Source organism: Nitratireductor sp. ZSWI3, assembly GCF_024655565.1.
Classification (GTDB): domain Bacteria; phylum Pseudomonadota; class Alphaproteobacteria; order Rhizobiales; family Rhizobiaceae; genus Nitratireductor.
This window is the reverse complement of sequence record NZ_JANKOF010000172.1, coordinates 1-4593: the sequence shown is the minus strand read 5'-3', so window position 1 is coordinate 4593 and position 4593 is coordinate 1. Positions and strand designations below refer to the sequence as shown.

General features: G+C 66.6%; 5 protein-coding genes. 4 read left to right on the top strand and 1 reads right to left on the bottom strand.

Going from position 1 to position 4593, the window contains the following annotated elements; all coding sequences use genetic code 11:
* Positions 1-80: 80 nt before the first annotated feature.
* Positions 81-1082, top strand: a complete 1002-nt coding sequence (locus NUU27_RS25005; protein WP_257765002.1) for an MBL fold metallo-hydrolase — start codon at positions 81-83, stop codon at positions 1080-1082.
* Positions 1083-1127: 45 nt separating this feature from the next.
* Here the strand turns inward: NUU27_RS25005 and NUU27_RS25000 are convergent, their stop codons facing one another.
* Positions 1128-2258 (bottom strand): FAD-dependent monooxygenase, encoded by a 1131-nt coding sequence (locus NUU27_RS25000; protein ID WP_257765001.1) that lies wholly within the window; start codon positions 2256-2258, stop codon positions 1128-1130.
* Between the two features lie 226 nt (positions 2259-2484).
* On the opposite strand from NUU27_RS25000, the gene NUU27_RS24995 reads away from it, so the two are divergent.
* Genes NUU27_RS24995 through NUU27_RS24985 form a run of 3 tightly spaced genes read left to right on the top strand, consistent with a single transcriptional unit; the run spans position 2485 to position 4549 of the window.
* Entirely contained in the window at positions 2485-2787 is a 303-nt protein-coding gene (locus NUU27_RS24995; RefSeq protein WP_257765000.1) for a recombinase-like helix-turn-helix domain-containing protein, read from the top strand.
* Positions 2777-3547: an ABC transporter ATP-binding protein gene (locus NUU27_RS24990; protein WP_257764999.1), complete on the top strand. Its 771-nt coding sequence runs from the start codon at positions 2777-2779 to the stop codon at positions 3545-3547. Before NUU27_RS24995 ends, NUU27_RS24990 begins: the two co-directional genes overlap by 11 nt.
* Positions 3548-3574: 27 nt before the next feature.
* A complete protein-coding gene (locus NUU27_RS24985) occupies positions 3575-4549 on the top strand; it encodes an ABC transporter substrate-binding protein (RefSeq protein ID WP_257764998.1) in 975 nt (324 codons plus the stop codon).
* Positions 4550-4593: the final 44 nt, after the last annotated feature.

Here is a 4593-nt window from a genome sequence, read left to right as displayed (position 1 = left end):
CCCGGCCGGGGTGGCGCATTCATCTGGGCTGCCTGCGATCTCGCTGCAGCCTCGTGCGAACCACAGGGAGGAGTGAGAACGTGCGCTTCACACGCAGAACCGGACTGCAATTCATCGCTGCCAGCGCGGCGGCAGCGGCTTTCCCGACCATGCCGGCAGCTGCTGCTCCGTCGGCTTCGCAGGGCAAGGGGACGCGGCTGATCCTGCTCGGCACCGGCGGCGGGCCGACGCCGCTGCCGGGCCGCAACCAGCCGGCCAACGTGCTTGTCGTCAATGACGAGCCCTACATCGTCGATGCCGGTAACGGCGTGGCGCGGCAATTGATGCTGGCGGGGATCGGGGCGCATCGGGTCGGCAAGATCTTCATCACCCATCACCATGACGACCACAACGCCGATATGGGCACGCTGATGGGGCTTGCCTGGTCGAACGGTCGCTCGCTTCCCTCCGACGCCTTCGGCCCGCCCGGAACCGAGGCGATGGTCAGGGCTCTCATCGATTACTTCGAACCGAACGCCGCCGTGCGGCGCGCCTTCAGCGGCGGCAAGAAGCCGCCGCGTGAGCTGTTTCGCGGTCATGACGTGACGGCTTCCGGCCCCGTTTACGAAGACGACAATGTTCGCGTGACCTGCATCGAGAACACCCATTACCCGAACCAGGGGCACAAGGATGGCGTCCATCACATGTCCTACAGCTATCGCTTCGAGACCGCCGACCGCGTGGTCGTCTTCAGCGGCGACACGGCGGCGAGCGAGGAGCTTGCCGAACTGGCGAAGGGCGCCGACGTGCTGGTGCACGAAGTGATCAATGCCGAACGCACGGAGGCGCTGTTCAGGAAGAAATTCGCCCAACAGGGCCGCTCGCCCGAGGAGATCGAGCGCGTCCTCAAAGCGGTGATCGCGATCCACACGCCGCTGGAGGATGTGGGCCGGCTGGCGCAGCGCGCCGGTGTCAAAACCCTGGTGCTCAACCATTTCGTTCCGGGCTTCGATCCACAGGAGACGCCGGAAGGCTGGACCGCCGGTGTGAAGAGGCACTATGCCGGCAAGATCATCGTCGGCGAGGATCTGATGGAGATCTGATGCAGCGCGGGGCGATGGGCTGCCATCGCCCCGCTCGCTTCGGTCCTAAGCTGCCTCGGTCAACGCCGTCGCCCAGGCGTCGTAGCCATAGACCCAGTCGGCGTTGGTGCCCTGCTTCAACCAGTCATTGGCCAGCGAGCCCCGCTGCACCCTCGCGGTGCGCGGGATGCGGGCGGTCTCGTAGCGCCTGAGCGCGCCCGGCACCGACGCCGGCGTGGCGCCGTCGAGGGCGCGCGCCAGGACGACGGCGTCCTCGATGGCCATGCAGGCCCCCTGTGCCATGAACGGCACCATCGGATGCGCCGCATCGCCGAGCAGCGTCACGGCGCCATCCGACCAGCGCTCCATCGGCTCGCGCACATGCAGCGCCGAGCGGGTGACCGTGTCGCAGGCATTGAGCAATGCACGCGCTTCCGGATGGAAATCCGCATAGGCCGCGCGCAGGTCTTCGATGTCGCCGGGCAGCGTCCAGCCTTCCTCCGTCCAGTCGTCCTGCGCTGTGGTGGCGAAGACGAAGATCTCGCTGCCGCGATTGAGCGGAAAGGTGACGATCTGCCGATCCGGCGTCGGACCCCACCACTTGGTGAAGGAATCGAGATTGGGAATGGTGCCGCCACGCTCGCGCGGAAACACCGCCCGGTAGGAGACGAGGCCGGTGAAACGCGGATGATCATTGCCGAAGAGGGCGTGGCGCACGGCCGAATGGATGCCGTCGGCACCGATCAGCACGTCGGCTTCGAAGCGGGCGCCGTCGGCAAGGATTGCGGCGATGCCCGTGCCATGCTGCGTTGCCGATACAACCTGCGTGGCAAAGCGGATCGTACCCGGCCGCAACGCGCCTTCCAGGGCGGCGAGCAGGTCGGCCCGGTGGATGGTGAGCTGCGGCGCGCCGTAACGCTCCTCGGCTGCCGTGCTCATGGGCAGGCGAGAGGTCTCCTCGCCGCTGTCCCAGGTGCGGCTGATGCGGTATTGCGGCCGCGCCGAGGTGCTGCGCAGGGCGTCGCCGATACCGAGACCGTCGAGCGCATGGACGGCGTTGGGTGTCAGGTTGACGTCGGCGCCGATGCGGCCGAAGGCCCGCGCCCGCTCGAAGATGGTGACGTCGTGTCCCTGTTTCTGCAGCGCGATCGCCGCCGCCATCCCCCCGACGCCGCCGCCGGCGATCCCGAACCTCATGCAGACCTCCTCAATTGATGTTCAAATAAGAACGTTACGTTCAATAAATAACGTTACGAAGTCGAAAGGACGCTGTCAACGCGAGCTGTGGCGGCGCGCCGGCCCCCGCCGCTGCCCCGGGGCCTTTCTGCGGCGCGCGAGGAGGCAGTTGACACCGTCTCGGTGATGAGGCAATCTAATTTTGAACAAAGTGTTCTTATTTGAACATTTGAAATGGGAGATGGAGATGGACGCCTTCAAAGACCGCCTCTCGCAGCGTGCTTTCGATACGGGCCGTCCGGCCTTGGCGCATCAGTGCCGGGGGCGGGAGCTGGATGAGAACGAGAATGCGCTCGCCGACGCCTTGATGGCGATCTATGCGACGGGCGAGCACGATTTCGCCGGCGTCGCGCGGCAGCTCGCCGATCGGGGAATCGTCGCCCCGCGCTCGGGCCGCACCGACTGGACGCAGGCGCTGCTGGCCGAGGAGCTGCAGGCGACCAATCGCCAACTCGATGCCGCCTATGAGGCCGACGGCTATGGCGCTTGAGTTTCGCTCGGTCACGAAGGAATTCACGACCGGCACGGGGCAGAACCTCATCGCCGTCAACGACATCAGCTTCCGCGTCGACGAGGGCGAGTTCGTCTCCGTGGTCGGTCCGTCCGGCTGCGGCAAGAGCACCATCCTCAGCATGACGGCCGGCCTCTACCAACCGACCCATGGCGAGGTCTTCGTCAGCGAGGGACGGGTCGCCGGACCCAACGAGCATGTCGGCTTCATGCTGCAGAAGGACCTGCTGCTGCCCTGGCGCGACATCGTCTCGAACGTCGAGTTCGGCCTGGAGGCGCGTGGCGTGGGGAAGTCGGAGCGCCGTGATCGGGCGATGGCGGAGCTGAAGCGCTGCCAGCTGGCCGGCTTCGAGAACCACTATCCCTATCAGCTCTCCGGCGGCATGCGGCAGCGCGCGGCGCTGGCGCGCACGCTCGCCATCAAGCCGGAGATCGTCCTGCTCGACGAGCCGTTCTCCGCGCTCGACGCGCAGACCAAGCTTCTGCTGCAGAACAGCTTCGCCGGGACGATCTTCGAATCCGGCAAGACGACCCTTTTGATCACCCACGATCTGGCCGAGGCCGTCCTGATGTCCGATCGGATTCTAGTCCTGTCGGAACGGCCCGGCACGGTGGTGGCGGAGATCAAGGTCGACCTGCCGCACCGCGAGGAGCCGCTCAGGCGCCGGGTGATGCCGGAGGTCAGCGATTATGCGGCACAGATATTCAAGCATCTGAAGCTCGAAGAAAAAGCCGTCTGACGGCTGGGAACGAAAAAGGGGAATCCCATGAAACGCATGCTTCGTACGACCGTCGCCGCGGCCATGCTGGCGGCTTCCGCCACTGCGGCACTTGCCGCCGAGAAGGTGACCTATCTGTTCCCGGCGCCGGATTTCCTGCCGGCCTTTGCCCCCTTCCAGCTCGCCAAGAGTAAGGGCTATTTCGAGGCCGCGGGCCTCGAAGTCTCGTTCCAGGTGGGCAAGGGCGGTGCGGATGTGGCGACGCAGGTCGCCGTCGGCAATGCCGATCTCGGCGGCGGCATCGGCGATACGCCGATCATCGTGCGCGCCAACGGCCTCGACATCCGCGGCGTGGCGCTGCTCGGCGGCCGCGGCCTGACACAGCTCGCCTGGCGCAAGGACAGCGGCATCACTGGCCCGGCGGACCTCAAGGGCAAGTCGATCGGCGTCCTCGCCTTCCAGGACACCACCTACTACAACCTCCTCGGCGTCCTGGCTTCGGCGGAACTGACCAAGGCGGACGCCGACATCCAGGCGGTCGGCCCGGGCGGCATCATCCAGCTCACCATCGCCGGCAAGCTGCAGGCGCTGTCGGGCGTTCCCGAATGGATCGCCGCCATCGAGGCGGCCGGCGTCGAGATGGACCAGATGCCCGTCGACGAGGTGTTCCCGGCCATGGCGCAGGCGATCATCGCCTCCGACAAGACCGTTGCGGAGCGCCCCGAGGTGGTGCGCGGCTTCGTCGGCGCGGTGCTGAAGGCGGTCGGCGATATTTCCGCGGATCCGGCGCAGGCCGCCAGCGACTACGTGGCGGCCATGCCGCAGCATGCCGGCAAGGAAGCGGAGATCGAGGGGATCCTGCGCTCCTACGCGACGCTGGTCTATCCCGAGGGCGAAAACCAGCCGCTCGGCGCCTTCGATCCCGAGCGGATCGCCAAGGTGCAGTCCTTCTATGTCGACAGCGGCATCGTCCAGACGGCGGTTCCGGTCGAGGACCTCTACACGAACGACTTCGTCCAATGACACAGGCAAGCTCCATCGAGGCCGGGGCGGGGGCCCCGGCCGGC

Coding starts and splice junctions, on each gene's coding strand:
- NUU27_RS24985 (WP_257764998.1), top strand. CDS start 3,575: ATGAAACGCATGCTTCGTACGACCGTCGCCGCGGCCATGCTGGCGGCT.
- NUU27_RS24990 (WP_257764999.1), top strand. CDS start 2,777: ATGGCGCTTGAGTTTCGCTCGGTCACGAAGGAATTCACGACCGGCACG.
- NUU27_RS24995 (WP_257765000.1), top strand. CDS start 2,485: ATGGACGCCTTCAAAGACCGCCTCTCGCAGCGTGCTTTCGATACGGGC.
- NUU27_RS25000 (WP_257765001.1), bottom strand. CDS start 2,258: ATGAGGTTCGGGATCGCCGGCGGCGGCGTCGGGGGGATGGCGGCGGCG.